Annotated in this window: 31 protein-coding genes; 15 read left to right on the forward strand and 16 right to left on the reverse strand. The window is 63.8% G+C overall.

All coding sequences use genetic code 11. From position 1 onward, the window contains the following. Positions 1-36: 36 nt before the first annotated feature. Both NS365_RS03860 and NS365_RS03865 read left to right on the forward strand, forming a co-directional pair. Positions 37-573, forward strand: a complete 537-nt coding sequence (locus NS365_RS03860) for a polysaccharide biosynthesis/export family protein (RefSeq protein WP_374700725.1) — start codon at positions 37-39, stop codon at positions 571-573. Between the two features lie 111 nt (positions 574-684). Further along, positions 685-2,226 (forward strand): undecaprenyl-phosphate glucose phosphotransferase, encoded by a 1,542-nt coding sequence (locus NS365_RS03865; protein WP_058598964.1) that lies wholly within the window; start codon positions 685-687, stop codon positions 2,224-2,226. Positions 2,227-2,268: 42 nt separating this feature from the next. On the opposite strand, the gene NS365_RS03870 is transcribed toward NS365_RS03865, so the two are convergent. Beyond that, positions 2,269-2,613 (reverse strand): RidA family protein, encoded by a 345-nt coding sequence (locus NS365_RS03870; RefSeq protein ID WP_058598965.1) that lies wholly within the window; start codon positions 2,611-2,613, stop codon positions 2,269-2,271. Between the two features lie 106 nt (positions 2,614-2,719). Further along, on the reverse strand, positions 2,720-2,899 hold the full coding sequence (locus tag NS365_RS03875) for a hypothetical protein (RefSeq protein WP_153003638.1): 180 nt from the start codon (positions 2,897-2,899) through the stop codon (positions 2,720-2,722). A gap of 263 nt (positions 2,900-3,162) precedes the next feature. Here NS365_RS03875 and osmF point away from each other — a divergent pair, with 263 nt between their 5' ends. Then, positions 3,163-4,074 (forward strand): glycine betaine ABC transporter substrate-binding protein OsmF, encoded by a 912-nt coding sequence (osmF, locus tag NS365_RS03880; RefSeq protein ID WP_193753382.1) that lies wholly within the window; start codon positions 3,163-3,165, stop codon positions 4,072-4,074. 81 nt (positions 4,075-4,155) lie between these two features. Here osmF and NS365_RS24385 read toward each other — a convergent pair whose 3' ends face one another. From NS365_RS24385 to NS365_RS03915, 8 genes are all read right to left on the reverse strand, one after another. After that, positions 4,156-4,323 carry a hypothetical protein gene (locus NS365_RS24385; RefSeq protein WP_192843390.1) on the reverse strand — a complete coding sequence of 56 codons (168 nt, stop codon included), beginning with the start codon at positions 4,321-4,323 and terminating at the stop codon, positions 4,156-4,158. Between the two features lie 64 nt (positions 4,324-4,387). Beyond that, the gene (gene minE / locus NS365_RS03885; RefSeq protein WP_058598967.1) at positions 4,388-4,657 is read right to left on the reverse strand and encodes a cell division topological specificity factor MinE; all 270 of its coding nucleotides are present in this window, start codon (positions 4,655-4,657) and stop codon (positions 4,388-4,390) included. Then, positions 4,654-5,469: a septum site-determining protein MinD gene (gene minD, locus NS365_RS03890; RefSeq protein ID WP_058598968.1), complete on the reverse strand. Its 816-nt coding sequence runs from the start codon at positions 5,467-5,469 to the stop codon at positions 4,654-4,656. Before minD ends, minE begins: the two co-directional genes overlap by 4 nt. Before the next feature lie 71 nt (positions 5,470-5,540). After that, positions 5,541-6,290 (reverse strand): septum site-determining protein MinC, encoded by a 750-nt coding sequence (gene minC, locus NS365_RS03895; protein ID WP_058599031.1) that lies wholly within the window; start codon positions 6,288-6,290, stop codon positions 5,541-5,543. A 204-nt stretch (positions 6,291-6,494) separates the two neighbouring features. Beyond that, a complete protein-coding gene (purU, locus tag NS365_RS03900) occupies positions 6,495-7,358 on the reverse strand; it encodes a formyltetrahydrofolate deformylase (RefSeq protein WP_058598969.1) in 864 nt (287 codons plus the stop codon). 191 nt (positions 7,359-7,549) lie between these two features. Next, complete coding sequence (locus NS365_RS03905) at positions 7,550-8,311, reverse strand: SDR family NAD(P)-dependent oxidoreductase (RefSeq protein ID WP_058598970.1); 762 nt, start codon at positions 8,309-8,311, stop codon at positions 7,550-7,552. 79 nt (positions 8,312-8,390) lie between these two features. Next, positions 8,391-8,867: a TspO/MBR family protein gene (locus NS365_RS03910; protein WP_058598971.1), complete on the reverse strand. Its 477-nt coding sequence runs from the start codon at positions 8,865-8,867 to the stop codon at positions 8,391-8,393. Between the two features lie 102 nt (positions 8,868-8,969). Next, positions 8,970-9,467: a DUF3429 domain-containing protein gene (locus tag NS365_RS03915; protein ID WP_058598972.1), complete on the reverse strand. Its 498-nt coding sequence runs from the start codon at positions 9,465-9,467 to the stop codon at positions 8,970-8,972. A gap of 151 nt (positions 9,468-9,618) precedes the next feature. On the opposite strand from NS365_RS03915, the gene NS365_RS03920 reads away from it, so the two are divergent. Then, positions 9,619-10,743: a glycosyltransferase family 4 protein gene (locus NS365_RS03920; RefSeq protein WP_058598973.1), complete on the forward strand. Its 1,125-nt coding sequence runs from the start codon at positions 9,619-9,621 to the stop codon at positions 10,741-10,743. A gap of 305 nt (positions 10,744-11,048) precedes the next feature. Next, complete coding sequence (locus tag NS365_RS03925; RefSeq protein ID WP_058599032.1) at positions 11,049-12,194, forward strand: DegT/DnrJ/EryC1/StrS family aminotransferase; 1,146 nt, start codon at positions 11,049-11,051, stop codon at positions 12,192-12,194. A 48-nt stretch (positions 12,195-12,242) separates the two neighbouring features. On the opposite strand, the gene NS365_RS03930 is transcribed toward NS365_RS03925, so the two are convergent. Genes NS365_RS03930 through rfbC form a run of 4 tightly spaced genes read right to left on the reverse strand, consistent with a single transcriptional unit; the run spans position 12,243 to position 15,725 of the window. After that, positions 12,243-13,202: a rhamnan synthesis F family protein gene (locus NS365_RS03930; RefSeq protein ID WP_058598974.1), complete on the reverse strand. Its 960-nt coding sequence runs from the start codon at positions 13,200-13,202 to the stop codon at positions 12,243-12,245. Further along, positions 13,199-14,089 carry a dTDP-4-dehydrorhamnose reductase gene (gene rfbD, locus NS365_RS03935; RefSeq protein ID WP_058598975.1) on the reverse strand — a complete coding sequence of 297 codons (891 nt, stop codon included), beginning with the start codon at positions 14,087-14,089 and terminating at the stop codon, positions 13,199-13,201. Before rfbD ends, NS365_RS03930 begins: the two co-directional genes overlap by 4 nt. Positions 14,090-14,094: 5 nt before the next feature. After that, complete coding sequence (gene rfbB, locus NS365_RS03940; RefSeq protein ID WP_058598976.1) at positions 14,095-15,153, reverse strand: dTDP-glucose 4,6-dehydratase; 1,059 nt, start codon at positions 15,151-15,153, stop codon at positions 14,095-14,097. Positions 15,154-15,158: 5 nt separating this feature from the next. Further along, positions 15,159-15,725 (reverse strand): dTDP-4-dehydrorhamnose 3,5-epimerase, encoded by a 567-nt coding sequence (gene rfbC / locus NS365_RS03945; RefSeq protein ID WP_058598977.1) that lies wholly within the window; start codon positions 15,723-15,725, stop codon positions 15,159-15,161. A 137-nt stretch (positions 15,726-15,862) separates the two neighbouring features. Between rfbC and rfbA the strand changes: the two genes are divergently transcribed. The 6 genes from rfbA to NS365_RS03975 all read left to right on the forward strand — a co-directional run bounded on the left by rfbA (position 15,863) and on the right by NS365_RS03975 (position 22,261). Beyond that, positions 15,863-16,735, forward strand: coding sequence for a glucose-1-phosphate thymidylyltransferase RfbA (rfbA, locus tag NS365_RS03950; RefSeq protein WP_058599033.1), 873 nt, complete (start codon positions 15,863-15,865; stop codon positions 16,733-16,735). A 143-nt stretch (positions 16,736-16,878) separates the two neighbouring features. Beyond that, entirely contained in the window at positions 16,879-17,718 is an 840-nt protein-coding gene (locus tag NS365_RS03955; RefSeq protein ID WP_058598978.1) for an ABC transporter permease, read from the forward strand. A 6-nt stretch (positions 17,719-17,724) separates the two neighbouring features. Then, positions 17,725-18,480 carry an ABC transporter ATP-binding protein gene (locus NS365_RS03960; protein WP_058598979.1) on the forward strand — a complete coding sequence of 252 codons (756 nt, stop codon included), beginning with the start codon at positions 17,725-17,727 and terminating at the stop codon, positions 18,478-18,480. Between the two features lie 426 nt (positions 18,481-18,906). Next, on the forward strand, positions 18,907-20,319 hold the full coding sequence (locus tag NS365_RS03965) for a circularly permuted type 2 ATP-grasp protein (RefSeq protein ID WP_153003639.1): 1,413 nt from the start codon (positions 18,907-18,909) through the stop codon (positions 20,317-20,319). Between the two features lie 113 nt (positions 20,320-20,432). Beyond that, on the forward strand, positions 20,433-21,374 hold the full coding sequence (locus NS365_RS03970; RefSeq protein WP_058598981.1) for an alpha-E domain-containing protein: 942 nt from the start codon (positions 20,433-20,435) through the stop codon (positions 21,372-21,374). Positions 21,375-21,517: 143 nt separating this feature from the next. Continuing rightward, positions 21,518-22,261, forward strand: coding sequence for a peptidase (locus tag NS365_RS03975; protein ID WP_058598982.1), 744 nt, complete (start codon positions 21,518-21,520; stop codon positions 22,259-22,261). 9 nt (positions 22,262-22,270) lie between these two features. On the opposite strand, the gene NS365_RS03980 is transcribed toward NS365_RS03975, so the two are convergent. Next, positions 22,271-22,633 carry a gamma-butyrobetaine hydroxylase-like domain-containing protein gene (locus NS365_RS03980; RefSeq protein WP_058598983.1) on the reverse strand — a complete coding sequence of 121 codons (363 nt, stop codon included), beginning with the start codon at positions 22,631-22,633 and terminating at the stop codon, positions 22,271-22,273. A 107-nt stretch (positions 22,634-22,740) separates the two neighbouring features. Between NS365_RS03980 and moaA the strand changes: the two genes are divergently transcribed. Both moaA and NS365_RS03990 read left to right on the forward strand, forming a co-directional pair. Next, positions 22,741-23,775, forward strand: a complete 1,035-nt coding sequence (moaA, locus tag NS365_RS03985) for a GTP 3',8-cyclase MoaA (RefSeq protein ID WP_058598984.1) — start codon at positions 22,741-22,743, stop codon at positions 23,773-23,775. A 174-nt stretch (positions 23,776-23,949) separates the two neighbouring features. Then, a complete protein-coding gene (locus NS365_RS03990) occupies positions 23,950-24,195 on the forward strand; it encodes a YMGG-like glycine zipper-containing protein (RefSeq protein ID WP_058598985.1) in 246 nt (81 codons plus the stop codon). Between the two features lie 102 nt (positions 24,196-24,297). Here NS365_RS03990 and NS365_RS03995 read toward each other — a convergent pair whose 3' ends face one another. Next, positions 24,298-24,573 (reverse strand): hypothetical protein, encoded by a 276-nt coding sequence (locus NS365_RS03995; RefSeq protein WP_153003640.1) that lies wholly within the window; start codon positions 24,571-24,573, stop codon positions 24,298-24,300. Between the two features lie 262 nt (positions 24,574-24,835). Between NS365_RS03995 and NS365_RS04000 the strand changes: the two genes are divergently transcribed. Together NS365_RS04000 and mobA are read left to right on the forward strand one after the other, a co-directional pair. Then, positions 24,836-25,747, forward strand: coding sequence for a DMT family transporter (locus NS365_RS04000; RefSeq protein WP_058598987.1), 912 nt, complete (start codon positions 24,836-24,838; stop codon positions 25,745-25,747). Further along, a complete protein-coding gene (mobA, locus tag NS365_RS04005; protein ID WP_058598988.1) occupies positions 25,744-26,364 on the forward strand; it encodes a molybdenum cofactor guanylyltransferase in 621 nt (206 codons plus the stop codon). Before NS365_RS04000 ends, mobA begins: the two co-directional genes overlap by 4 nt. The last annotated feature ends 99 nt before the right edge of the window (positions 26,365-26,463 follow it).

Here is a 26,463-nt window from a genome sequence, read left to right on the forward strand (position 1 = left end):
TCTGGAGTGAGACCCATGCGCGCCGGCTTCGTGACGATGGTATTGATCGGAGCGCTGCTGTCGGGCTGCGTGACGGCGAAACCGCCCGCCCCTGCGTTTCATGCGGTTTTGAACCAACCCTACAAGCTCGACGCGGGCGATCGAATCCGCGTGACGGTGTTCGAGCAGGACAACCTGTCCAACATCTATGCTGTGGATAAGTCCGGCTATCTGTCGCTACCGCTGGTCGGGGCGGTGCCCGCGCGCGGTAAAACGACCGAACAGGTACAGGCCGCGATCACGGCGGCGCTTCGAAACGGCTATTTGCGCTCGCCCGATGTCTCGGTTCAGGTCGAGCAATATCGCCCCTTCTTCATCATGGGCGAAGTCGCGAGCGGCGGCCAGTACTCCTATGTTCCGGGCATGACGGCCCAGAACGCCATCGCCATTGCCGGCGGCTTCTCCTCGCGCGCCGACCAGCGCACGGTGGACATCACGCGGCAGGTTAATGGTCAGGTCATCACAGGGCGCGTGTTGATCTCCGATCCGATCATTCCCGGTGACACGATTTCCGTTCGCGAAAGGCTATTCTGATTTCGGCGCGTCGGCTCAAACTCCTTTAGCCTTTGACCGCTAGATCTGACGTCAGCCGGACGGTTCATTCGCTCCTTCAAGAGAGCCCGCCGGCACTAGGGTGGCGATCGGATGAAGAACAGGAAGCCAAAGGCCAATCTTTTCGAGCGCGATATCGTTCGCACCTATCGGCCGGACGAGAAGGAGATCAAGCGGGATGCGGCGGAGGTCCAACTGCCGGTCAACGCCCGTCGTCTGGCTCAGATGCTGGAGCGCCGCGTTCTGTCGCCCCGTCTGGCGAGCGGGCTCGTTCGTCTCTTCGAGATCGTCGTGCTCGGCCTTCTCGCGATCATCTGCCTCCGCAACTCTGTCGATGGTCTGATCGCGCGCCTCAGCCTCAGCGCGCTCCTGATCGTCGTCTTGGCCGCGATGATGCAGATGACCCACGGCTATGAGCCTGCGGTGCTGCGTTCGCGCCGCTCGCAGTTCCTTCGCCTGGGCGCCTCGATCTTTTCCGCCACGATCATCGTCGGCTTATGCGCCTCCCTCACCGGCAAGCTGACCTGGGCGCTGACCCACGATCTCTGGATTTGGGCCATCGCCGGCTTCGGCCTTTTGAGCGTCGTGCGCTTTTTCCTGGCCCGGCGGATGCGCCGATGGGTTCGCAACGGCTTCATGGAGCGGCGCGCGATCCTGGTGGGCGGCGGCAGCGCGGCGGAGGCCTTCATTCGCCGCCTCGAAATGCACCCCGACAACGATGTGCGTATCTGCGGCATCTTCGATGACCGGAGCGACGACCGCTCCCCGCCGATCGTGGCGGGCTATCCCAAGCTCGGCTCCATCGCGCAATTGACCGAGTTCGCGCGGCGCGCCCATATCGACATGCTGATCGTAACCCTGCCGATGAGCGCACAAGCCCGGCTGCTCTCGATCATGCGTGAACTCTGGGTTCTGCCGCTGGATATTCGCGTCGCCGCCTCCTCGGCCGACTTGCGGTTCCGCTCCCGTTCGCATTCGTTCCTGGGCGACATTCCGCTTCTGAACGCCTTCGACCGGCCGCTCGCGGAATGGAGCATGATCACCAAGCGCACGCTCGATCTCGTGGTCGGCACATTCGCGCTGATCGCGCTGAGCCCGGTCATGATGGCGACGGCGATCGCCATCAAGCTCGACAGCCCCGGCCCTGTTTTCTTTCGCCAGAAGCGCCACGGCTTCAACAATCAGATCATCAATGTCTGGAAATTCCGCTCGCTGCGCCATGAGATGGCCGATCCTCTCGCGCGCAAGATCGTCACCCATAACGACCCGCGCGTGACACGCGTCGGCCGCTTCATCCGGCGCAGCTCGATCGACGAGTTGCCGCAGCTGTTCAATGTGTTGACGGGCGAACTCTCGCTGGTCGGTCCACGCCCGCACGCGGTCCATGCGCGCTCAAGCTTCGACGCGACCTTCACGGAAATCGTGGACGGCTATTTCGGGCGGCACAAGGTCAAGCCCGGCATCACGGGCTGGGCGCAGATCAATGGCTGGCGCGGCGAGATCGACGACAGCGAAAAGCTCAAGAAGCGCTTCGACTACGATCTCTATTATATCGAGAACTGGTCCCTGCTTCTGGACATCCGCATTCTCGTGATGACGCCCATCAGCCTGCTGCGCAGCCAAGGCGCATACTGAAACTAAAAGGCCGGCGCGGGATGATCGCGCCGGCCGACCGCCTCAGATGGCGGCGATCACGATGATCTCGACGAAATAGTCGGGCGTGGCGAGCTTCGACTCGCCAGTCGCGCGTGCGGGCTTGTTGGACGGATCGACCCAAGCATCCCACACCGCATTCATGGCGCCGAAATCATTCATGTCGGCGAGCCAGACGGTCGCCTGAAGGATCTTGGATTTGTCAGTGCCGGCCTCGGCCAGGAGACGATCGATCTCGGACAGCACCGTCTTGGTCTGAGCGGTCACATCCTCACCGGGATTGCCGACCTGACCCGCGAGATAGACCGTGTTGCCGTGAACGACGGCCGCGCTCATGCGATGACCGGGCTCGATGCGACGAATGCTCATACGAAATCCTTCCGCTTTGGGCTTTGTGCCGGCTGCGTTCTAGATGCGAATGAGCAAAGTCAGCAAGCGTTTCCAGCCATGATCAAGCGATGCGGTTCGGCCCGCCTCAGCGGGGCGACCAGACCCTGGCGGTCTGCGGCTCACGGCCGGACGAGGCGCCGAAGCGCGGGGATGTGGAGGTTTTGCCGTAGAGGTCGGACAGGCATTCGACCATCCCCTGCTCGACGGCTTCGTTTTCAGTGATCAATCCCGCCTCGAGGGCGGTGACGATATCGGACGCTGTCATGGAGTTCCCCATTTCATCAGGGCGGGAGTCAGACGAACACTTTGTTTCCAGCTTGGTTCCGTAGAGATTTACGGATTTTTTACCATTTAGCCGCCGAAGAACAGTCCCTTTGATGATTTGAAACGATCGCGATTCGCATCGAACGGCGCGGCTGCGGCACCGGCACTCTGGCTTCCGGCCGGTGCTGCTCCAGTTTGCCGTTTCGAACCACCTGCAGCCCGGTCGCTCAACAGCGTCGGGCTTTCCCGATCTGGAGACATTCGATGCGCCTTCCCGTGTTCGCAGCCGCCTTGCTTCTGGGCTCAACCTTGGCGAGCGGGGCTTTTGCGGCACCCGTCACTGTCTCGTCCAAGATCGATACCGAAGGCGGCGTCCTCGGCAACATGATCATGCTGGCGCTGCAGAATGGCGGGATTGAGACGACCGACCGCATTCAGCTGGGCGGAACGCCGGTGGTGCGCAAGGCCATCACATCGGGCGAGATCGACATCTATCCCGAATATACAGGCAATGCCGCCTTCTTCTTCAACCGCGCCGAGGACCCGCTCTGGAAGGACGCGGCCAAGGCCTATGCGGAGGCCAAGAAGCTCGACTACGACGCCAACAAGATCGTCTGGCTGACGCCCTCGCCGGCCAACAACACCTGGGGCATCGCGCTGCGCGGCGATGTCGCGGACCAGAACAAGCTGACGACGCTCAGCGAGTTCGGCTCTTATGTGGCCAAGGGCGGCGACGTGAAGCTGGCCGCCTCCGCCGAATTCGTGAACTCCGCCTCCGCCCTGCCCTCGTTCCAGACGACCTATGGCTTCACGCTGAAGCCCGATCAGTTGCTGACGCTTTCGGGCGGCGACACGGCAGCGACGATCGCGGCGGCAGCCCAGAACACCAATGGCGTTAACGCCGCCATGGTCTATGGCACGGATGGCGGCATCGCGGCCTCCAACCTCAAGGTGCTGGCGGACGACAAGAACGTGCAGCCGGTCTACCAGCCCGCGCCCATCGTGCGCGAGGCGGTGCTCAAGGAGCACCCGGAGATCGAAGGCCTGCTGAAGCCGATCTTCGAGAGCCTCGATCTCGTGACGCTGCAGGAGCTGAACGGCCGCGTCCAGCTCGGCGGCGAGCCGGCGCGCGCGGTGGCCGAAGACTATCTTCGCTCGAAGAATCTCCTGAAATAGGCTTCACGCGCCGACCAACGAAAAGAGCCCGGCCGCATCCTGCAGCCGGGCTCTTTTCGTGTCAGCGGTCGGGTTTGGGTCCTACTGCTTCGCCTCGCCCTTGCGGGCCTGCGCTTCGCAGACCTCCACATGCTTGCGGAGCGCTTCGGTCGACAGGATGGACGCGATGGAGCGGATGTTGCGTCCCTGCATCTGTGGGAGGTTCTGAACCTCCTGCAGACGAACGAGAAGCTCGGCTCTGCTGCTCATGGCTGTCTCCTTTCCCTTTGGTGTGGAACGGCTTCGGCCAACCGGACAGACTGTCCGGTCGGTTTCAATGCGCCGTCAGGAGTGCCGCTTGCTGCGGCAATTCGATGTCGACTTCCAGCGTCGACATCTGATCTTTGCGGTCCATCTTCACCTTCACCTTGTCCCGGTTGATCGGGACATGGCGCGCGATGACGGCCAGGATTTCCTCGCGCAGCACGGCGACGAGATCGGACTGTCCGATCTCGGCGCGTTCGTGAGCAAGCAGGATCTGGAGGCGCTCACGCGCCGCCGGGGCGGTGGTCCGCTGCTTGTTGAAGAAGTTGAAGAGGCTCATGCAGCCCTCCGGCTGAAGAACTTGCCCAGAAGACCGCGCTTGTCCGTCGGCACGTTCATGGGGACGGTCTGACCCATGAGCCGCTTAGCGGCGTCCATATAGGCCCGCGCCGGCGCGCTCTGGGCGTCCGACAGCGTGACCGGCGTGCCGAGGTTGGACGCACGCAGAACTTCCGCGCTCTCGGGCACGATGCCCAGAAGCGGGATGGAGAGGATTTCCAGAACGTCGTCGACCTTGAGCATGTCCCCGCGCTCGGCGCGGATGGGGTCGTAGCGCGTCAGAAGCAGATGCTTCTCGATGCGGCCGCCCTTTTCGGCGCGCAGCGTCTTGGAATCGAGAAGGCCGATGATGCGATCGGAATCGCGCACAGAGGACACTTCCGGGTTGGTGACGACGACGGCGAGATCGGCATGGCGCATCGCCAGCGTCGCGCCGCGCTCGATACCGGCCGGGCTGTCGCAGATCACCCAGTCGAACTGCGCGCGGAGCTGATCCATGACGCGATCGACGCCGTCCTGGGTCAGGTTGTCCTTGTCGCGGGTCTGCGAGGCCGGAAGCAGGCAGAGCGTGTCGACGCGCTTGTCGCGGATCAGCGCCTGGTTGAGGTTCGCGTCGCCCTGAACCACGTTGATGAGGTCGTAGACCACACGCCGCTCGGCGCCCATCACGAGGTCTAGATTGCGCAGGCCGACGTCAAAATCCACCACGACGACCTTCTGGCCGCTCTGTGCCAGAGCTGCGCCCAGCGCGGCGGTCGAGGTGGTCTTTCCGACGCCCCCTTTGCCCGATGTCACCACCATCACCTCAGCCATGTCAGGCCTTTCCCTGTTGTCGTTTTTTTCGTTTCGTTTCGTTCGGCCGTCGCACCCGCCCCGAGGCGAGCTCAGTTCGATAGGACCACGGTTCTCAGAGCCGTGTCGTCGAGCCAGATGTGGACGGGCTGGCCCAGCATCTTGGGGTCGAGGTCCTCGGCGGTCTTGTAGAGACCGTCGATGGCGATCAGTTCGGCCTCGAGCTTGCGGCAGAAGATGCGCGCATTGGCATTGCCGGCCGACCCTGCCAGCGCCCGCCCCCGCAGGGCGCCGTAGACATGGATCGAACCGCCGGCGATGACCTCGGCCCCCGAGGCGACATGGCCGAGAACAGTGACGTCCCCTTCCGGGAAGATGATCGACTGGCCCGAGCGAACCGGCGTGTCGATCACCAGCGCCGGCGTAACGGGCGGCGCCGTCATGCGCGGAACGGCGGGCGCTTGAGGCGCCGCGCCGGATTTCGCCGCCGCCGGGGCGGAAGTTTCGTCGGGCATCTCGATGTCGGCTGCGTTGCGGCCGCCGCGCATTTCCGGCGGCATCCCCGGCCCGAGAATCGAAGGCAGTGCGCCTTCGATGCCCATGACGCGGACATTGCGCTTGGTCAGTTCCGCGAGCAGATCGGCCAGCTGCTCGCGGGTGATCGGCAGACCCGCCACATCCAGAACGATGGGCCGGCCCAGGAAAAAGCCCGTGGAGCGCCGAGCAAGGTCGTCCAGCTGCGCGAGCCAGTCGCGGAACGGCAGTTCGGGCGACAGGACCAGCGCGAGAAAGGATCGGCCGCGCAGGCGGACGGCTTTGCTGTTCGGTAGGGCTTCGGTCATCTTCATTAACGCTTTGTTGCTGAGGGAGTTAAACCGTTCAGCCTTAACTGAGGGTTAACTCTTCGCCGACCTGCGGCAGATGGAGGCGGCCGAAGCCCCTTGGCGCGGGGGTATGGCCTGCTGGATTCTATGGATGCCAAACAAAAAGGGCATCCCGATCAATGGGATGCCCATAGTGGCGAAACGCGGCAAAGGTTCCGCCTCTCAATCGCGAAAGATCACCGTCTTGTCCTTGTTCAGGATCACGCGGTTGTCGAGATGCCAGGCGATGGCGCGCGACAGGACGCGGCGCTCGATGTCGCGCCCCTTGCGCACGAGGTCTTCCGGCGCGTCATGATGGGAGATGCGCTCGACATCCTGCTCGATGATCGGGCCCTCATCGAGATCGGCCGTCACATAGTGCGCCGTCGCGCCGATCAGCTTCACGCCGCGCCGATGCGCCTGATGGTAGGGCTTGGCACCCTTGAAGCCGGGCAGGAAGGAGTGATGGATGTTGATGCAGCGGCCCGAGAGATAGGCCGAGAGTTCGTCCGACAGGATTTGCATGTAGCGCGCGAGCACCACGAGATCGGCACCGGTTTCCTCCACGATGCGGATGATGTCGGCCTCCTGCTGCGGCTTGGTGTCGCGCGTGATCGGCAGATAGTGAAACGGAATGCCGTCGAAATCGTGATGGGCATAGGTCTCGCGCGGGTAGTTCGAGACGATGCCCACGATGTCCATGCGCAACTCGTCGATCCGCCAGCGATAGAGGAGATCGGCGAGGCAATGGTCGAAGCGCGAGACGAGGATCAGCACCTTCTGGCGCGCATCGTTGGCCGCGATGCGCCAATCCATGCCGAACCGCTCGGCGATCGCGGAGAAGGCCGTGGTCAGGCTTTCGACCCGTACCACCGATTCCACGATGGCGAAACGCACGCGCATGAAGAAGCGGCCGGTTTCCGGGTCGTCGAACTGGTGCGCCTCGCGAATGTCCGCGCCATTGTCGTAGAGATGCCGCGACACGGCAGCGACAATGCCCGGACGGTTCGCACAGGACAGGGTCAGGATATATTCGGGGCTGGGCACGGCACACTCCGGCAGGCGCGAGAGCCCTCCCCGGAACCTTCGTTCAAGAAGAAGACCCTCACCATTTGTTTTCAGGCATAGGCCGAAGCCGAAGCGGGGTCGCTTCGGCTGAACAGGCGCTGGACATGTCCTCCCCTAGCCGATCCCACGGCCGCCGGGAAGCGAGGCGGAGAGCGGCGCAGGCCCCCGGCTCAGATCGAGCCCGCTTCCACCATGTAATTGTTGGCGGTGCACATGGCCGCATCGTCGGAGGCGAGGAACAAGGTCATGCGGGCCAGATAGACCGGCTCGATCGGAAACGGCAGGCATTGGCGCTTGAGATGGGCCTCCAGCGCCTCGGGCGTTACCCAAAGCTCCTTCTGGCGCTCGGTCATGATCCAGCCGGGAACCACCGTGTTGACGCGGATGCGATGGGGGCCGAGATCGCGCGCAAAGGAGCGCGTCATGCCGTGCACGGCCGATTTCGCGGTCGTATAGACCGGCATTCCGCCGCCCGCTTCCCACCAGGAGTTCGAGCCGAAATTGATGACCGATCCGCCGCCGGCCGCGATCATGCCGGGCGCGACGGCCTGGATGGCGAAGAACATGTGCCGCAGGTTGGTGGCGATGCGCTCGTCGTAATAATCCGGGGTCACGTCCTCCCAGCCGTGGCGATCGTCCCGCGCGGCATTGTTGACGAGGACGGTGGCCGGTCCGAGCCAAGCTTCGAGCCGTGCGAAGGCAGCGCGCAGCGCGTCGATATCGCGGAGGTCGCAGGGCTCGAAGGCCACGTCGCAATCCTTGCCCGACAGGTCTTCGGCCAGCTTGGCTCCGCGCTCGGCATCGATATCCACGAAGCCCACCTTGGAGCCCTGATCGACAAAGGCGCGCACGATGTCCGCCCCGATGCCAGACGCGCCGCCCGTGACGAAGACCGTGCGCCCGCGCAGGCTAGGATAGATGGCATAGGACATGAAACCTCCCGGCAGGCGAAAGGCCCGCTTCGTGATAAGCCGGAGTGGCAAGGCACCGAACGCGCGTCAAGACACCTGTCTAAGCAAATGTGCCGCGGTCCCGATTGAGCTGCCAGACCTTGAGATTGAGCGCGGCGGCGACGCAGACCCAGGCGAGATAGGGCACGAGCAGAAGCGCCGCTGTCCGGCTATAGGGCCAGAAGGCGAGGATATTGACCGCGATGGCGAGGCCCAGCAGCGTTATGTCGAGAAAGGCGAGGTCGGGCCGCCGCCTGCCGAAGAACAGCATCGACCAAAGAAAATTCAGGATCATCTGCCCCAGGAAGATGCCGAACGGGATAATCACGAAGCCGGCCTGCCGCCAGACCAGCCACCCGCTGATGGCGATCAGGAGGTAAAGCACGCTCCAGACGATCGGGAAGGCGCGGTTGGGCGGCGTCCAAGAGGGCTTCGTCAGCCCCTGATACCAAGTGCCTGGTTTGAAGACGATGCCGCTGGCGGCGATCAGCCCCGAGAAAAGGATGAAGCCGAGAAGGATGAGGATGGATGTCGTCATGGGAGAGCCCACCAATCTGTCATGCGCCTGACATTTCGTGCGTCGTCACGACCCAGGGGACGTATTGATCGGCACGTACCCGTTACGCTGCAACACCAGCCCTCAAATCCAACCGCCAACGCGCAGACCGACCACCATCAGGGACACGACCGCCAACCCCATCTGCATCGGTCGAAGTCCCGCGAAATAGTTCGGCACTTCCTCCCTGCGCGCGGCAATCGGGTCCAGCACCGCCAGCGAAAGATAAGCTAGGAGGAGAAGAGCTGTCGCGAGGCCGAACCGCCCGGCTCCGGTCAGCAGGATCGAGCCTATGCCGGCGAGAAAAAGCCACATCATCATCGCCAACTGGCTGAGATGGGCGCCATCGGGCATACGGAAGCTCACCCCGCGCCGCACGCCCGACAGGAACGTCACGATTGCCCCGGCCCAGACGAGTGTCAGCGGCAGGAGCGTCGCGCTCCAGTCCGGCAGAACGAAGAGCGAAAGCGCGCCCGCCGTGATCGGCATGATCGCCGCATAGGCCAGCAGCCAATCCTCCGGGGGCGGGCGAAGCGGCTCGTGGACAGGCAGGGTGATGGTCTCGGATGCGCGCTGGGTCATGGAAGGCGAGTTAGGCAACACCTCTCGCTCTTCCAGCGCACGGGCGCCACGCATCGCCGCTTTTCGTCCCGAGAGAGGCTTGACCGCCCTATTCGCCTCGCTCGCAGCGCGATAAGCCGCACCTCATCGCTCCCAGCGGACCCGTTCGACCTTGCGCAAGCTCCTGTTCGTCGTCACCGAAGATTGGTTCTTCGCGTCTCACTTCCTCCCCATGGCCCGCGTTGGCCTGAAGCTTGGGCTGGACGTGGTGGTGGTGACGCGCGTTCGCGATCATGCCGAAATCATCGAGGCGACCGGTGCCCGAGTCGTGGCGCTGGAGGCCGAGCGCCGGAGCACCAACCCGCTTCACGCGCTGGACACGGCACGGCGGCTGGCTGCCATCCTGCGCCGCGAGCGGCCCGATGTCGTTCATTGCATCTCGCTGAAGCCCATTCTCGTCGGCGGCCTCGCCGCCCGGCTGGCAGGCGTGAAGCGGACCGTCTTCGCACTGACCGGCCTCGGCTTTCTCGGCGCGCGGCAGGACGGGACGGCACGCCTTGCCCGCCGGATCGTTCGCACCGTCGTGCGTTGGGGGCTTGAGACGGCCGGCACGCATTACCTGTTCGAGAACCGTGACGACCCGCGCCTGCTCGGTCTAGACCCCGCTTCACCCCAGGTGACGATCGTCAATGGTGCCGGCATCGATCCCGCACGCTATCCCGCCTCCCCCCTGCCCGAGGGAGAAACATTGCGCCTTGCCCTCGTCGCCCGCCTTCTCTGGTCGAAGGGTGTGGACACGGCGGTCGAGGCCGTTCGGCTCGCCCGTTCGAACGGCACGAATGTCGAGCTCGACCTCTACGGCTCGCCCGATCCCTCCAATCCAAAGGCCGTACCGCTGGAGACGCTGCACGACTGGTCGCGCGAGCCGGGCCTGCGCTGGTATGGGCCGACCGGCGACATCGCCTCGGTTTGGCGCGAGCACGATCTGGCCATCCTACCCTCACGCGGCGGCGAAGGTCTGCCCCGCACGCTTCTGGAATCGGCGGCCTGCGGCCGTGCGGCCCTGACGACGGATGTGCCGGGCTGCCGCGACTTCGTTCGCGATGGCGAAGACGGATATGTTCTGCCCGTCGGCGATGCCGCCGGCTTCGCGGCCCGGATCGAAGAACTCGCGCAAGATCGTGCGCGCCTCTCGGCCATGAGCGAAAGCGCGGCGGCCCGTGTGCGCAGCGGCTATACGGAAGAGGACGTGATGGCGACCGTCGCCGCGCTCTACCGTCGCATGGGTCTCGGCTAGCGCCATCACGCGCTTGCGCCCCGGCCCATCAATCGTGATAGGCCCTCCCTTCGCCTCGCTTGGTTTTTGCGCTGCGAGGCTTTAGAGCCTGTTTGGAAACTCCACCGGGTCGGTCCGGCGGTTCTTTTACGGCCTCGGTTTGTCGTCAATATCAGCCGATGCCGCCGGCATCGACTGCGTTTGCCTCCGCCCGAAGACCGAAAAATCCCTCGCCATCCCTCCGCCGGGGAGTTTCCAAACAGGCTCTGAGCGCTGAGACGCTGCGGATGCGCGTCGCCGCATCCGTTTCTGACGAGGACCCCGACATGACCCAACCGATTCCGTTCATCGATCTGGCCACGCAGCGCGATCTCATTCGCGAGCGGATCGAAGCGCGGCTCGGCCGGATCATGGATCAGGGCTCGTTCATCCAGGGGCCCGAGGTGGCCGAGTTCGAAACGGCGCTTTCGGCCTTCAGCGGGATGAAGGAGACGATCTCCTGCGCCTCGGGAACCGACGCGCTCCTGATGCCGCTCATGGCCTGGAACATCGGGCCGGGCGATGCCGTCTTCGTGCCGAGCTTCACCTTCGCGGCCACGGCCGAGGTCGTGGGCCTGACCGGCGCGACGGCCGTTTTCGTCGATGTCCTGCCCGATACGTTCAACATGGATCCCGCCCATCTGCGCCGGACGGTGGCGGCCATCGCCAGCCGAGGCGAGCTGCGCCCGCGCGCGATCATCGCAGTGGACTTGTTCGGCCAGATCGCCGACTACGCGCCGATCCGCGCGACGGCGGACGAGTTCGGCTTGAAGCTGATTTCCGATGCGGCGCAGGGCTTCGGCTCGACGCGCGACGGGCATCTCGCCGGGTACTGGGCCGATGTCGTGGCCACCAGCTTCTACCCCGCCAAGCCGCTCGGCTGCTACGGCGACGGTGGTGCGATCCAGACCGACGACGAAGAGCTCGCCGCCATCCTGCGCTCCATTCGCATCCATGGCAGCGGCAGCGACAAGTATGACAATGTCCGGCTGGGCCTGACTGCCCGTCTCGACTCGTTCCAAGCCGCCGTCCTGAACGAGAAGCTGCCGCTCTTTGCCGGCGAGATCGAAGCGCGGATGCGCATTGCCGCGCGCTACAGTGAGATGCTGCTCGGCGTCGCCCCTCAGACGATCGCCGGCGATGTCGTGTCCACCTGGGCGCAATACACGATCCGGGTGCCCGGCGGCCGGCGCGACGCCTTCATGGCCGCGATGAAAGAGCGCGGCGTCCCGACCGTCATCTATTACGGCAAGGGCCTGCACCAGCAGACGGCCTATCGCCACTTCCCGGTCGGCGGCAACGGGCTGCCCGTGACGGAAGCGCTATGCGGCGAGGTCGTAAGCTTGCCGATGCACGCCTATCTTTCCGGCGAGACACAGGATCGCATCGTGCAGGCGGTGGCGGAATCGTTGAGCGCCGTTCAGGTCGCCTGACACTGGGGAATTTGGGGGCGGAGCGAGAACCGCTCGCCCCCTCCCGTTTCACCCCGAGATCGAACGGCGCGGCCGCCGCATCATGATACGGAACACCACGCGCGCGACGACGAACATCGGTCGCGGCAGATGGTGGTAAAGATGATGGGCGACCAGCATCAGGCGGGGATAACGCCGCCAGAGCTCCGGCACCGGAAGAATGAACGGGTTCTCGAGCGGCCGTAGTTCCGTCCGGGCGAGTGACGCCATCTCACTGAACGAGGCCCCCTCGCGCGACGCCCTGCGCAAGGCCGGAACGGCTTCGGCGGCCGTCGCAATCATGCCGCGTCGCTCGGCCAAAAGCGCGAAGAGACGCTCCAGTGCATGGGCCACCGTTCCGTCGAGCTGGCCCTTTTCGCGCTCGAACAGGGTCTTCAGCTTCGGCTCGTTCAAAGCTTCGAGCGCGCTCCGCCGGAACCAGAACATGGAGCTGGCGGCGAAATGGTCACTCTCCAACGCTTCGAGATCGAGAGGAAGCTGGAGAGCGTCCGCCACCCGGCGCAAGGCGCGCGCGTTCAGGCCGATGCGGCTATCGAGGGACAGCATATGGTTGGCTGGCGCCACCAGTCCGAGGCGCGTATCCTCTTCCATGAGGGCCAGCGGTTCGGGCACCGTTTCGCCGGCAGCAGGGCGAAGCAGCGTGCCGGTCAGATGCAGCCGCCACGCTTCTCCGTCGCTGCGGTGCTTGGAGCGCTTGGTGTGGAGCTTCAAGCCGATCTCGAAATTCGGACCCACCTCCTTCAGCGCGAGAAGGAAAGGAAGGACGTCCCGCCCCCGATTCTCGACGTCGATCCGTCTTTGACGCACGAGATGCGGGCTCTGCACGCTCACCAGTTCGAGCGCCGGATTCGGGCAGGTCAAAACGACCTCGAACGGCCGATCGAAGCTTCGGGCGATCTCCTCGGCCATCTCCGCCCAAACATCGGGGTAGAAGACATGGACGAAGATGACGGGAACGTCGTGTTTCAAGGAGCCTCGTTCGCGGCCAGAGCCGCCATGCAGCGGGACACGCCTTCGGTCCATTCGGGCAGGCTATGGCCGAAGGATTGACGGAAGCGTGTCGTGTCGAGACGCGAATTGGCCGGGCGTTTGGCGGGCGTCGGATAATCGGCCGTGGTGATCGGCTCCACCGTCACGTGCTTGCCACTTGTCTCGGCCAGACGTGAGAAGATCGCCTCGGCGAAACCGGCCCAGGTCGTCTCCCCTTCCGACACCATGTGGAACACACCGCGCTTCGATGCATCTCCCGGCGCACTCTCGAGCGCGCGGGATACGGCGACGATGCCCTCGGCAATATCGGGCGCGTAGGTCGGCGTTCCCCGCTGATCGGCGACGACGCGCAAGAGATCGCGCGTTTGCGACAGGCGCAGCATGGTCTTCAGGAAGTTCGCGCCATAGGGACCGTAGACCCAGGCCGTGCGCAGGATCGCGTGGTTCGGATTGGCCTCGGCGACCAGCCGCTCGCCCTCGAGCTTGGAGCGGCCGTAGGCGCCCTGCGGCCCAGTCGGATCGCTCTCGACATAGGGTCCCGCCTTATCACCAGCAAAGACATAGTCGGTCGAGATATGAACAACCGGAAGCCCAGCCGCGGCGGCGGCAGCCGCAACGTGGCCGGCGCCCTCGGCGTTGACCGCATAGGCTGCCGCCTCGTCGCTTTCCGCCTTGTCCACCGCCGTATAGGCGGCGGCGTTCACGACCACGTCGGGCCGATGCTCGGCGATGGCGCGCTCGATCGAGGCGCGATCGGTGAGATCGAGCGTCGGACGGCCGAGCGCGACCACGTCCACATCGGAACCCGAGAGCGCCAGAAGCGCCTGCGCGACCTGACCGTCGCGCCCCGTCACGAGAAGCCGCATCGCCGTCACGCCTTCGCGCCGAGACGCTCGCCGCTATAGCGGCCTTCGCGGATCGGCTGCCACCAATCCTTGTTGTCGAGATACCAGCGAACCGTCTTTTCGAGGCCGGTCTCGAACGTCTCCTGCGCCTTCCAGCCCAGTTCCGTTTCGATGCGCGTGGCGTCGATCGCATAGCGCAGATCGTGGCCCGGACGATCGGTCACGAAGTCGATCAGCGAACGGCGCTTGGTGCCATCGGGCAGCGGCGACAGGCGATCCAGCGTGTCGCAGATCGTCTCCACCACGGTCAGGTTGGAGCGCTCGTTGCGCCCGCCGATATTGTAGGACCGGCCAAGCTCGCCCTTGGTCGCGACCAGCGCCAAAGCCCGCGCGTGATCCTCGACATAGAGCCAGTCGCGCACGTTCTCGCCCTTGCCGTAGACCGGCAGGCGCTTGCCCTCCAGACCGTTGAGGATGATCAGCGGGATCAACTTCTCGGGGAAATGGTAGGGACCGTAATTGTTCGAGCAGTTCGAAAGGACGACCGGCAGATGGTAGGTATGGTGCCAGGCCATCGCGAGATGGTCGGACGCCGCCTTCGATGCCGAATAGGGCGAGGACGGCGCATAAGGCGTGTCTTCGGTGAAAAGGCTGTCGTCCAGCGGCAGATCGCCGAACACTTCGTCGGTCGAGATATGGTGGAAGCGGAAGCCCGACTTCTTCTCGCCTTCCAAGCTGGACCAATAGGCGCGCGCCGCTTCCAGAAGCTCGTAGGTGCCCACGATATTGGTCTGGATGAAGTCGCCCGGCCCGTCGATGGAGCGATCCACATGGCTTTCGGCGGCCAGATGCATGATCGCATCGACCGCTTCGCGGCGCAGCAGATCCAGCACGAAGGCGCGATCGAGAATATCGCACTTCACAAAGGCATAGCGCGGGTTCGAGGCGATCGAATCGAGGGAGGACAGGCTGGCGGCATAGGTCAGCTTGTCGAAGTTGATCACCGAATGATCGGTGTCATTGATCAGATGCCGGCAGACGGCCGAGCCGATGAAGCCGGCGCCGCCGGTGACGAGAATCTTCATGATGGTCAGGCCTCGTAGACGAAGGGCGACTCGATGTCGCGAAGATGCGGCGCGGCCTCGTCCTTGGTGGAGAGGATGGGCTGACGCCCTCCCAGCGGCCATTCGATGGCGAAGTCCGGATCGTCGAAGCGGATCGAACGGTCGTGCTGCCCGCTATAGGGCGCGCTTACCTTGTAGAAGACTTCCGTGTGCGGCACGAGCGTGACGAAGCCATGCGCGAAGCCGACGGGCACCAGAATCTGGTTGAAGCTTTCGGCCGAAAGCTCCAGCGCGACCCACTTCCCATAGGTCGGCGATTTCAGGCGGATATCGACCGCGACATCCAGGATCTTGCCGCGAAGCACGCGCACGAGCTTGTCCTGCGCGAAAGGCGGCTCCTGGTAATGGAGGCCCCGCAACGTAAAGGCCTCGGCCGAGTAGGACTGATTGTCCTGCATCCAGTCCTTGTCCACGCCACTGGCGCGCAGACGCTCGCGATTGAAGGTTTCCGAAAAGAAGCCGCGTTCGTCCCCGAATTTTCTCGGTGTGATTTCCAGAACGTCCGGTATTTCCAGAGCGCGGACTTCGAGCATGAAACAACCTTCGCCTGTTGGTTTTGAACGCGTTTACAGTTATTGCCCGCATTGCGGCAAGAAGGGAAGCAGCGCGAACTGCCCCGGCCAGGCCTGCACGAGCGGAATGGGTTAACAGGACGGATGGAGGCATGGCGATGAAGGGGATCATTCTGGCGGGTGGAAGCGGCACCCGGCTGCACCCGATGACGCTGACGGCGTCGAAGCAGCTGCTTCCGGTCTACGACAAGCCGATGATCTATTATCCGCTGTCGGTGCTGATGCTCGCCGGGATCAAGGATATTCTCATCATCTCGACTCCGCACGACCTGCCGCGCTTCCGCGCGCTGCTCGGCACGGGCGAGCGCTGGGGCATGAAGTTCACCTATGCCGAGCAGCCGAGCCCGGATGGCCTCGCTCAGGCCTATCTGATCGGCGAGGACTTCGTCGGCGGCGAAAAGTCGGCCCTGATTCTCGGCGACAACGTCTTCTACGGCCACGGTCTGCCTGAGCTTCTGGGCAGTGCCGTGCAGCGCGACAGCGGCGCGAGCGTCTTCGCCTACCACGTCAACGATCCCGAGCGGTACGGCGTCGTCGCCTTCGATAAAGAGGGGCGTGCCACCTCGATCGAGGAAAAGCCTGTCAAGCCCGCGTCGAACTGGGCGGTGACGGGTCTTTATTTCTACGACGGACGCGCCTCCGAGATCGCCCGTTCGCTCAAACCCTCGCCGCGCGGCGAGCTGGAGATCACCGATCTCAACCGGGTCTATCTGGAAGAAGGCTCGCTCAGCGTCGAGTGCATGGGTCGCGGCTTCGCCTGGCTGGACACGGGCACGCCCGATTCCCTTCTTCAGGCGGCGGAGTTCGTGCGCACGCTTGAACATCGCCAGGGCTTCAAGGTGTGCTGCCCTGAAGAGATCGCCTTCAACCTCGGCTTCATCGACGCCGATCAGCTGACGCGCCTCGGCAAGGAACTCGGCAAGAGCCAATACGGCATCTATCTCCAGAAGATCGCGTCCGGCGGCCTCTGATCGTCAGCCTCGCTTGTCGCAGGCGAGGCGAACCTATATCAGCGCGACTTCGCCGGGCGGCTCTTCCCGCCCGGCCTTGGCGGCCGATGGCGCATGACGCGCCCAGGCCGCCGCGATGCCTGCTGGAAAGGACCATCGGCAGAATGTCTTCGACGGATGCTCCTGTCTATGTCTCGAACGGTCGATCCGACCGTGCGGACCGGATGCGCGAATGCCTTGCGGACTTTTCCAAGGGGCTCGGCCTGCGTGAACTCTGGCTGTTTCTCGGCTGGCGCGACGTGCGCAAGCATTATCAGCGCTCGCTCCTCGGTCCTTTCTGGTTGACCCTGTCCATGGGCTTCATGGTGCTGGGTCTGGGCGTTCTCTATTCCCAGATCTTCAAGCAGCCCATTCAGGACTATCTGCCCTTCCTGGCGGTCGGCTTCATCACCTGGGGCTTGATCAGCGGCTTGATCGTGGGCAGCTGCGACGTCTATTCATCCGCTGCCTCGTCCGTGCGGCAGGTTCGGATGCCGCTCAGCATCTATATCTACCAATTCGTCTGGCGGCAGATCATCACCTTCGGGCACAATTTCATTATCTATATCGCTGTCGCTCTCTATTTCGGGCTTTGGCCGGGCTTGAACGGGCTGATGTTCCTTCCGGCCTTCGTCTTGATCACGGCGAACGGCTTCTTCATGGCCATGATTCTCGGGCCACTCTGCGCTCGCTTCCGTGATATTCCGATGATCATTCAAAGCGTCGTGCAGATCGTCTTCTTCATGACGCCAATCCTCTGGGACGCGAAGCAGGTGCCCGAGCGCGCGCTGTTTCTCCACGCCAATCCCTTCTATCACTTCATCGAGATCATCCGCGATCCCCTGCTCGGCCATGCCGCCTCGCTGGAAAACTGGGGCGTCTGCATCGCCATCACGCTGGCGATGGGCTTCGTCGCCTTCCACTTCTTCGCGCGCTATCGTCCGCGCATCGCTTACTGGGCCTGATCCCGAATGGCTTCGATCAAGTTCGAGAACGTCTCGGTCGACATTCCCGTCTTCAACGCGAGCAATCGCTCGCTGAAGAACAATGTTCTGTCGGCCGCGACGGGCGGCCAGATCCAGCCGCGCGACAGCGGCCGGATGTCGGTTCGGGCCATCGACGATGTCTCCTTCGACCTGACGCACGGCACGCGCGTCGGCCTGATCGGGCACAATGGCGCGGGCAAGTCGACCATGCTGCGCGTCATCGCCGGCATCTATGCGCCGACGGGAGGCCGCGTCAGCGTCGAGGGCGATGTGGCGCCGATGTTCGACATCGGCTTCGGCATGGACCCGGACGCGACGGGCTGGGACAACATCATCCTGCGCGGCATGTTGCTCGGCTATTCCAAGCGCGAGATTCACGAGCGCGCAAAGGACATCGCCCTCGTCAGCGATCTCGGCGAGTTTCTGGACATGCCGATCCGAACCTATTCGGCGGGCATGGCGACGCGTCTCGCCTTCGCCGTTTCGACGTCGATCCGCCCCGACATCCTGCTGATCGACGAGGGCATCGGCGCGGGCGACGCGGCCTTCATCGCTCAGGCGCGCGAGCGGATGAGCCGTTTCATCGGCGAAGCCGGTCTCCTCGTTCTCGCCTCCCATGCCGACGACATGCTGCGTCAGTGGTGCCAGACGGGCATCTGGATGGAACATGGGCGTATGCGGATGCAGGGCGAAATCGGAGAGGTGCTGGCTGCCTATCACGCCTCGCTCGCGCAGGGCTGAGACGCGCCCAACGAAGGCGGCGGAGGATCACCCTGCCCCGCCGGCTAGTCGCGACCTGCGAGACTCATTCCATCGGGATACCTCGCCGCCGAAGCGAGAACCATCCAGCGCTCAAGCCGATGGACCGATCCGCGAGATCCCATGCTTCGTGGGCCTCCCTTCCCGTTCACATGATTGCGAGCCCTCTGATTCGAGACTTGCTTTCGAACCGGGAGACCGCGTCCTCGACGGCCTGGCCCTCCGCCCATCCATTTGGCAGATGCCTCGATTCACGCCACGCCTTGCCGCCGGAATAAGCGACGTGACCGCCCGAGCCTGACCCGAGACCGCTCGACGCGACGGAATATCAGCCATGCCGCGTCACGAGGCTTGGCATTTGGACGGTTTAGGCCATTCTTGTGATGGTTGATAAATCGGGGGGTTGGGTTGAGCGCATTCGACGAAATGCTGGCGAGCGAAGCAGGCGTTCGCGATCCTTATCGCCGCTTCCATTCCTGGTTCGAGACGCAGGTTCCCCAGACTCTTTCGCGCAAGGCCACCGAGGCCGAAGGGTTCTTTCGCCGCACCGGCATCACCTTCAACGTGTATGGCGATGAGGAAGCCGCCGAGCGCCTGATCCCCTTCGATCTCGTTCCACGCATCATTTCCGGCCGCGAATGGTCGAAGCTCGCGGAAGGCATCGAACAGCGCGTTCGCGGGCTCAACGCCTTTCTGGACGACATCTATCATGACCAGGAGATCGTGAAGGCCGGCATCGTTCCCGAGCGGCTGATCAAGGGCAACGAGGCCTTCATTCCGCAGATGGTCGGCTTCCGACCGCCCGGCGGCGTCTATACCCATATTATCGGCGTCGACATCGTGCGCACGGCCGAGAACCAGTTCTACGTGCTGGAAGACAATGCCCGCACGCCCTCCGGCGTCTCGTATATGATCGAGAACCGGGAAACGATGATGCAGATGTTTCCCGAGCTTTTCGCGCAGAATCGCGTGCGCCCGGTGGAAACCTATCCGCGCCATCTCCGCCGCTCGCTTCAGGCGGTCGCCCCGCCCGCCTGCAAGGGCACGCCGCGCGTTGCGGTGCTGACGCCGGGCATCCACAATTCGGCCTATTACGAGCACGCCTTCCTCGCCGACCAGATGGGCGTCGAACTGGTGGAAGGCACCGACCTGAAGCTGGTGGACGGCCGGATCGCCATGCGCACGACGCAAGGCTACGTGCCGATCGATGTCCTTTATCGCCGGGTGGACGACGCCTTCCTCGACCCGGACGTCTTCCGGCCTGAATCCGTGCTCGGCGTTCCCGGCATCATGGACGTCTATCGCAACGGCGGCATCACCATCGCCAATGCGCCGGGCACCGGCATTTCGGACGACAAGGCAATCTATTCCTACATGCCGGAGATCGTCGAGTTCTACACGGGCAAGCCGGCCATTCTCGAAAACGTGCCGACATGGCGCTGCGCCGAGGAACAGAGCCTCTCTTACGTGCTGGAGCACCTCGAAGACCTGGTGGTGAAGGAAGTGCACGGCTCGGGCGGCTACGGCATGCTGGTCGGCCCTGCGGCCTCGAAGGCCGAGCGGGAGGCCTTCGCCGCCAAGCTGCGCGCGCGCCCTGGAAACTACATCGCCCAGCCGACGCTGGCCCTGTCCACCGTCCCGATCCTCACCGAAAAAGGCCTCGCGCCGCGCCATGTGGACCTGCGCCCCTTCGTGCTCGTGTCCGATAGCGTGAAGATCATTCCGGGGGGGCTGACGCGCGTCGCGCTCAAAGAGGGCTCGCTCGTGGTGAATTCCAGCCAGGGCGGCGGCACCAAGGACACCTGGGTTCTGGAAGACTGATGTCCTCCCGGCTCGGCCGTTCGCGGCCGGGCCATTTCCCTTTTCGCTCGGTCATCGTACGCACGTAACCGTCTTCGGCTCGCGCCGCCCCAACAGGATCAGAATCGCGACACATGGCTCTTCTCGGACGCACCGCCAACGGACTCTTCTGGATGCAGCGCTATATCGAGCGTGCCGAGAACATGGCCCGTCTGCTCGATGCCGGCCTGCGCCTGTCGCTGACCAACCTTTCGGCCGAACCCGACGAATGGCAGTCCGTGCTCGTGTCGGCAGGCGTCGAGACAGGGTATCTGGCGAAATACCGGAGCTTCGAGCCGAACCAGATCGTCGATTACATGCTGCGCGACTTCGACAATCCGTCGAGCGTCATCTCCTCCATGGGCATCGCGCGCACCAACGGGCGCATGGTGCGCACGGCGCTGACGCGCGAGACGTGGGAAGCGATCAACGAAAGCTGGCTGATCCTGCGCCAGCATCTCTCTCAGCCCGTGGACGATCTTCCGGCCGTTCTCGACCTCGTGAAGGCCCGCACGGCACTGATTCGCGGCTCGTTCCACGGGACGATGCTGCGCAATCCGATCTTCGACTTCTGCAATCTCGGCACCTTCGTGGAGCGCGCCGACAACACCGCCCGCATTCTCGACGTGAAATATTGGGTGCTCATGCCGACCCATTCGTCGGTCGGCTCGTCGCTCGACAATTATCAGTGGGGCTCGATCTTGCGCTCGGTCTCGGCGCTGCGCTCCTATGCCTGGGAATATGACGCAGATCTTCGGGCGGTCGACATCATCGACTTCCTGCTTCTCAATCGGCGGATGCCGCGTTCGCTCGCCTATTCCTATCGCTGCATCAACGACAGCCTCGACTATCTCGCCCGTGCCTACGGGCAGGAGCGCGAATGCCATGCGACGGCTCGCGCCATCTCCACCCGGCTGGAGCAGCACAGCGTCACCGAAATCCTGGAGACCGGGCTGCATGAGTTCCTGGAAACGCTGATCGTGGACAACAACCGCCTGTCCAACGAGATCGCGCGCGACTTCAGCTTCTATTCCTGATCGTCACGGCACATGTGCCCTCGATAGCGGGACGCTTCTGTTGCGATGCCGCGCCGCGTGTGGTTGCGGGCGTTAACCTGCTTCGGCATAAGCTGCCGCCGAACGGCTCCCGTGGGAGCAGAAAGCGTCAGGGAGCGTTCGAAGTGACCTATTGCGTCGGTCTCCTTCTCAATCGTGGCATGGTCTTCATGTCGGACACCCGCACCAATGCCGGGATCGACAATATTTCCGTCGTCACGAAGCTGCGCACCTGGAACATGCCGGGTGATCGCTTTCTCTGCCTCATGTCGGCGGGCAATCTGGCGACGACGCAGTCCACCATCTCGCTTCTGGAAGAGCGCGGCCTGGCCTCGCATGATCGCAAGCCCAAACTCCTGACGCAGCCGACCATGTTCCAGACGGCCAAGCTCGTTGGCGAGACACTGCGCGAGGTGATCTCCTATACGAACGAAGGCAGCGACGGATCGAGCCGCTTCCTCGGCTCCTTCATTCTGGGCGGGCAGATCAAGGGCGGCCGCCCTCGCCTCTTCATGATCTATCCCGAAGGGAATTTCATCGAGGCAGGCCCCGACAACCCGTTCTTCCAGATCGGCGAGCACAAATATGGTCGCCCGATTCTGGTGCGGACCTACGAGCCCACCATGTCGCTGGAAGATGCGGTGAAACTTCTGCTCGTGTCCTTCGATTCGACCATCAAGTCGAACCTTTCGGTGGGCCTGCCGATCGATCTTCAAGTCTACGAGACAGACAAGCTCGAAACCGGCTATCGCCAGCGCTTCGACGATCGCGACCCCTATTACCGGCAGATTTCGGAAGGCTGGGGGGATGCGCTGAAATCAGCCTTCGATCAACTGCCGGCTTTCAGTCCGGCAGGTGTCGAGCGCTGACCCGATTCGTCAGGAATCGCGGCTAAGGCCTTTAGCCGCGAGTTCGTCCAGATAGGCGTTCCAAAGACGCCCGCCGTCGCGCGCGAGCTGGAGCAGATAGGTCCAGGTGTAGATCCCGGTATCATGCCGATCGTCGAAGGCGATCCGGATGGCGTAATGGCCGACCGGGAAGATATTGGCGATCCGCACCTCGCGCTTGCCGCCGACGGTGACGCGCTGGTCCGGCGAATGGCCCTGCACCTCGGCCGAAGGCGAGAGAACGCGCAGCATCTCGGCCGTGATTTCGGCCGGCGGCGCACTTCCGAAGCGCAAAACCAGGGTCTTGCGATCAGGCAAAACGCGAATTTCTTCGGGGACAGGCGCGGCGCACATGGTCATTCTCCTTAGCGAGTGTGATGCTCCCGCTTGACCGCGTTGGCAAGCCTTTCCACATTCGTCACACGACGCAAGGAAAGGATGGCGGTTCGACGCCGCCGAGCATGACCCTGATCACGCCTCTCGCCCCGCGCCCGGAGAAGCCCGCGCTGATCGACCCGTTCCAGCGGGCGATCACCTATCTCCGTGTTTCCGTGACCGATCGCTGCGACTTCCGCTGCACCTATTGCATGGCGGAGGATATGGAGTTCCTGCCCAAGCGCGATCTCCTGACGCTGGAGGAGTTGGACCGCCTGTCGTCGGCCTTCATCGAGCGGGGCGTGCGCCGGCTCCGGCTGACGGGCGGCGAGCCGCTGATGCGCAAGAACATTCTCTACCTCATCCGCTCCCTGTCTCGTCATCTGGAGAGCGGGCATTTGGACGAGCTGACGCTGACCACCAACGGCTCGCAGCTCCAGCGTTTTGCCAGGGATCTCGCAGCCTGCGGCGTGAAACGCCTCAACGTGTCGCTGGATACGCTCGACCCGGACAAGTTCCGCCACATCACGCGGCGCGGCGATCTCGCCGGGGTTCTGGCCGGCATCGACGCGGCTTTGGCGGCGGGCATCCAGCTCAAGCTCAACGCTGTCGCGCTCAAGAATTTCAACGAAGGCGAACTGCCCTTCATGATGCGCTGGGCCCACGAGCGCGGCATGGACATGACGGTCATCGAGACCATGCCGCTCGGCGAAATCGACGAGGATCGCACCGATCGCTACCTGCCGCTGAACCAGGTTCGCCGCAGCCTTGAAGAGCGCTTCACGCTGCGCGACATTCCCTACAAGACGGGCGGCCCCGCACGCTATGTGGACGTGGCGGAGACCGGCGGGCGCCTGGGCTTCATCACGCCGATGACCCACAATTTCTGCGAAAGCTGCAACCGGGTTCGGGTGACCTGCACGGGCACGCTCTACATGTGCCTCGGGCAGGAGGACGCCGCCGATCTGCGCGGCGCGATGCGCGGTTCGGAGGGCGACGAAGCGCTGCATCGGGCGATCGACGAAGCCATTTCCCGCAAGCCCAAGGGTCACGATTTCGTCATCGATCGCGCGACCAAACGCCCGTCCGTGTCCCGCCATATGAGCGTGACGGGCGGCTGATCTCCGCAAAGCGCTTCGCCGAATTGCGAAAGCCCGACGCGGGAACGCGCTATACTGGTGGATTTCTAGGGAGCCACGGTATTTGCCGCAACGCTCGGGCGGCTGAACTTGGAACGACCTGTTAACGGTTCGCGTTACCCCGGTCAGTTCAGCACCAGCGTTTGGAAGGCTCCGATGAAAACCTTTGTGAAGACCAGCTTGGCCCTTGGTGCCGTGGTGATGGTGACGGCCGGCTGCACCACCACGGAGCGCACCGTGGGCGGTGCCTTGATCGGCGGCGCGGGCGGCGCGGTGGTTGGCGATGCGATCGGCGGTTCGGGCGGCGCGGTGATCGGCGGGTTGGCCGGCGGCACGGCGGGCGCGCTGATCGGCCGCGAGTCCGGTCGCCGGGCCAACAACGGATATTATCGAGGATACTGAGCCGAGACGAAGCTCTGACACTTATGCTTCAGGGGATTGACGCGCTCGTGGTCGATCCCCTGATGCTTTCGGCGTATCGCCGCTATAAGAAACGAGAGCGCGCTATCGGCTGCCGTCTTCCTTGTAGGCGTTGGATGCCGATGTCGCTGAAATCGCATAGGCCCCGCCGCTGACGGAGATCGGCAAAGCCACGAAGGCGGGTGAAAGTGTCGCGGCGGCGGCAAGCCCGCCCGCGATCGCAGAGGCCGGTCCAGGGACCTGCACCTCGGCCGGATTGGCGAGCGTCGCGGTTGCGTCGGCTTTGCTCCAGGTGGTGCGCCATTGCGTCAATTGCTGGCTTCGCACCGCATCATCTGAAAATGCCAATCGATCCATCATGATCTGGCGTCGTCCCACGTTCCGCAGTCCCGAGATCGGGGCCAGCCCTCACATAGGCTGAAGCAACTGCTCGCTTCCAATCTAGAGCGATTGTCTTGCCGGATTCTTCGCGAGACATTTCAAATTGTGGATAACCCTGTCGTAGCGTCAACGCCCTCGCCAAAGCGCCGACCCGGCCACGCATTGCGAAAGCCGATGGCGCTTGTCCGCGCTCACCTTAAGCCTTTAGAAGCAGGCATCGATATGGTGAAGGCGAATGCCTATGAACGCGTCAGGGTCCTCTCTCGCCAGCGAGAATGCGCGCGCGAGCCTCCTGATGACAGGCGCCATGGCCTGTTTCGCCCTCAACGACATGATGGTGAAAACGCTCTCCGCCTCGATGGAGGCACCTCAGATCATGGCCCTTCGCGGGGTCATCGTATCCTGCCTCCTGATCGCGCTCGGCCTGCAACAAGGCGTTCTCCGTCCACTGTCGCGCCTTCGTCATCGCGCCGTTCTGTTGCGCACCCTGGCCGACATCCTGACGACCATCTCCTACATCTCGGCGCTCAAGCATCTCTCGCTGGGCAATGCCTCGGCGATCTTCCAGGCCCTGCCCTTCACGATCACGATCGGGGCGGCGCTGTTTCTGGGAGAAAGTGTCGGCTGGCGGCGCTGGGTCGCCATCGCGGTCGGTTTCGTGGGCGTGCTGGTGATCTTGCGGCCGGCGACGGACGGGTTCAACACCTACGCCGTCTGGGTTCTGATCTCCGTCGTCTTCGCCGCGATGCGCGATCTCGTGACGCGCCGGATGCCGACCTCCATTTCCTCTCTGCAGGTGGCGACGGTCACATCGATTGCCGTCGCCATCACCGGCTTTCTGATGCTGCCGGCGGTCGGCTGGTCGCCCGTCTCCGGAGCGAGCTGGCTGATTCTTCTGTGTGGGGCGTTTGCCATTGGGGCCGGTTACATCATGATCGTCGCGTCGATGCGCGTCGGAGACATGAGCTTCGTCGCACCCTTCCGCTATTCGATCCTGATCTTCGCCATGGCTCTTGGAGCCCTGGTCTTCGAGGAGCGGCCGGACGGTTTCGAGATCCTGGGCTCGCTCATCGTCGTGGGTAGCGGTGCCTATACGATCCACCGCGAAGGGGTGGCACGGCGCGCGGCGCGCACGGGAAGCACGGGTCCATGAAGGTCTATGGCGCGCTTCTGGCGGGCGGCGCGGCCTCGCGCCTCGGCGGCGTCGCCAAACCGCTTCTCGATCTGGCGGGCTGCACCATGGCCGAGCGCGCGCTGATGCCACTGCGCGGTCACGTCGAGAGGATTCTCGTCTCGACGGATCGGCACGAATTGTTCGCGCCGTTCGGCTTCGAGACGGTGGAAGACGGACGGCCCGAGCGCCTCGGCCCGCTTGCCGGCCTCGCGGCGCTTTATGGAGCGATCCGACGCAAGGACGACGCGCCCTTCGCGCTTCTCACCGTGCCGGGCGACACGCCTTTTCTTCCCCGCGATCTAGCCCCGCGTCTCCTCATCCATGCGCCGCCGGGCACCGTGCGCGTCGCCGCGCTCGGCCCGCATTGGCAACCGACCGTCGCGCTCTGGCCGGATACGGCCTTGGAAGACCTGCCAGCCTGGCTCGACAGCGATACGTCCAATGTTTCGATTCGCCACTGGATTGCGCGCCATCCGCACGAGGTGATCGAGTTTGGGCCGACACTCTCAGCCCCGGACGGCGATCCCTTCTTCAACGTCAACACATCAGAAGACTTGGGGACCGCACGTCGCCATCTGAGCGCGATCGAAAGATGAGGGTGATGGTACCGAAGACTTGCCAAGGCCGGAAGCTAAGCCTTATTGCTTGCATAATAGGCATGCTCTTTTGTCGGGCTGCCGCAGACTTGCAAGAAG

It is taken from the genome of Aureimonas ureilytica (assembly GCF_001475935.1).
Taxonomy (GTDB): Bacteria; Pseudomonadota; Alphaproteobacteria; order Rhizobiales; family Rhizobiaceae; genus Aureimonas; species Aureimonas ureilytica_A.

Coding starts and splice junctions, on each gene's coding strand:
- NS365_RS03860 (WP_374700725.1), top strand. CDS start 37: ATGGTATTGATCGGAGCGCTGCTGTCGGGCTGCGTGACGGCGAAACCG.
- NS365_RS03865 (WP_058598964.1), top strand. CDS start 685: ATGAAGAACAGGAAGCCAAAGGCCAATCTTTTCGAGCGCGATATCGTT.
- NS365_RS03870 (WP_058598965.1), bottom strand. CDS start 2,613: ATGAGCATTCGTCGCATCGAGCCCGGTCATCGCATGAGCGCGGCCGTC.
- NS365_RS03875 (WP_153003638.1), bottom strand. CDS start 2,899: ATGACAGCGTCCGATATCGTCACCGCCCTCGAGGCGGGATTGATCACT.
- osmF (WP_193753382.1), top strand. CDS start 3,163: ATGCGCCTTCCCGTGTTCGCAGCCGCCTTGCTTCTGGGCTCAACCTTG.
- NS365_RS24385 (WP_192843390.1), bottom strand. CDS start 4,323: ATGAGCAGCAGAGCCGAGCTTCTCGTTCGTCTGCAGGAGGTTCAGAAC.
- minE (WP_058598967.1), bottom strand. CDS start 4,657: ATGAGCCTCTTCAACTTCTTCAACAAGCAGCGGACCACCGCCCCGGCG.
- minD (WP_058598968.1), bottom strand. CDS start 5,469: ATGGCTGAGGTGATGGTGGTGACATCGGGCAAAGGGGGCGTCGGAAAG.
- minC (WP_058599031.1), bottom strand. CDS start 6,290: ATGACCGAAGCCCTACCGAACAGCAAAGCCGTCCGCCTGCGCGGCCGA.
- NS365_RS03905 (WP_058598970.1), bottom strand. CDS start 8,311: ATGTCCTATGCCATCTATCCTAGCCTGCGCGGGCGCACGGTCTTCGTC.
- NS365_RS03910 (WP_058598971.1), bottom strand. CDS start 8,867: ATGACGACATCCATCCTCATCCTTCTCGGCTTCATCCTTTTCTCGGGG.
- NS365_RS03915 (WP_058598972.1), bottom strand. CDS start 9,467: ATGACCCAGCGCGCATCCGAGACCATCACCCTGCCTGTCCACGAGCCG.
- NS365_RS03925 (WP_058599032.1), top strand. CDS start 11,049: ATGACCCAACCGATTCCGTTCATCGATCTGGCCACGCAGCGCGATCTC.
- rfbD (WP_058598975.1), bottom strand. CDS start 14,089: ATGCGGCTTCTCGTGACGGGGCGCGACGGTCAGGTCGCGCAGGCGCTT.
- rfbB (WP_058598976.1), bottom strand. CDS start 15,153: ATGAAGATTCTCGTCACCGGCGGCGCCGGCTTCATCGGCTCGGCCGTC.
- rfbC (WP_058598977.1), bottom strand. CDS start 15,725: ATGCTCGAAGTCCGCGCTCTGGAAATACCGGACGTTCTGGAAATCACA.
- rfbA (WP_058599033.1), top strand. CDS start 15,863: ATGAAGGGGATCATTCTGGCGGGTGGAAGCGGCACCCGGCTGCACCCG.
- NS365_RS03955 (WP_058598978.1), top strand. CDS start 16,879: ATGTCTTCGACGGATGCTCCTGTCTATGTCTCGAACGGTCGATCCGAC.
- NS365_RS03960 (WP_058598979.1), top strand. CDS start 17,725: ATGGCTTCGATCAAGTTCGAGAACGTCTCGGTCGACATTCCCGTCTTC.
- NS365_RS03970 (WP_058598981.1), top strand. CDS start 20,433: ATGGCTCTTCTCGGACGCACCGCCAACGGACTCTTCTGGATGCAGCGC.
- NS365_RS03980 (WP_058598983.1), bottom strand. CDS start 22,633: ATGTGCGCCGCGCCTGTCCCCGAAGAAATTCGCGTTTTGCCTGATCGC.
- moaA (WP_058598984.1), top strand. CDS start 22,741: ATGACCCTGATCACGCCTCTCGCCCCGCGCCCGGAGAAGCCCGCGCTG.
- NS365_RS03990 (WP_058598985.1), top strand. CDS start 23,950: ATGAAAACCTTTGTGAAGACCAGCTTGGCCCTTGGTGCCGTGGTGATG.
- NS365_RS03995 (WP_153003640.1), bottom strand. CDS start 24,573: ATGATGGATCGATTGGCATTTTCAGATGATGCGGTGCGAAGCCAGCAA.
- NS365_RS04000 (WP_058598987.1), top strand. CDS start 24,836: ATGAACGCGTCAGGGTCCTCTCTCGCCAGCGAGAATGCGCGCGCGAGC.
- mobA (WP_058598988.1), top strand. CDS start 25,744: ATGAAGGTCTATGGCGCGCTTCTGGCGGGCGGCGCGGCCTCGCGCCTC.